This window comes from Massilia sp. TWP1-3-3, assembly GCF_049897805.1.
GTDB lineage: Bacteria > Pseudomonadota > Gammaproteobacteria > Burkholderiales > Burkholderiaceae_D > Telluria_A.
This window is the reverse complement of sequence record NZ_JAFCWX010000140.1, coordinates 1-594: the sequence shown is the minus strand read 5'-3', so window position 1 is coordinate 594 and position 594 is coordinate 1. Positions and strand designations below refer to the sequence as shown.

Genomic DNA, 594 nt, shown 5'->3' with positions numbered 1-594 from the left:
GCGCACGCCGTGAAAGCGGATGGTGTCGCCGCCGGGTGTGGCCGGCGCTTTCGCCTTGCTGTCGAAGATGACCAGCTTGTGCTTGGCTTGGCCGTCGCCGGCCGCGTCGTCGTCGCCTGGCTGGTCATGCTCGAAGCGCCAGTTCAAGCCCTCCGAGGCCAGCAGGCGCGTGATGAATTCCAGGTCGCTCTCGCGGTACTGGGTGCAGATTTCCCGCTGCGCCAACGCCTGCGTGACGTCGAATTCAAAGCGCACCTGCGGATAGTCGGCCAGCAGCTCGGTGATGATCTCTTGCGCGTTCTTGTCCTGGAAAATATAGCTGTCGCGGCGATGGCGCAGCAGCGAAAAGGCCGGTTCCAGACGCAGGCGATAGCGCGCCACGCCGCCGTCGGCGCCGAGCCATGAGGCCTGCGTGCACAGGCCGTGCCACGCGCGCCGGCTGCCGTTTGGCTGCAGCAGGGAGATGGTGAGTTCCTCGCCAATGAACAGGTCAAGCTCAAGATCGGTCGACACGCTCAGTGCATCGACATCGAAGGCGAACAATTCATTGACCGCTTCGCGGCCGCTAAATTTTTCGGCCATCAGCGATTCAGG

At 63.5% G+C, this 594-nt stretch carries 1 protein-coding gene; it reads right to left on the bottom strand.

What is annotated here, in order from left to right; translation table 11 throughout:
• A partial coding sequence (locus ACP7D4_RS28210) for a type VI secretion system Vgr family protein (protein WP_426212756.1) occupies window positions 1–582 on the bottom strand: 582 nt, incomplete at its 3' end.
• Between the last annotated feature and the right edge of the window lie 12 nt (window positions 583–594).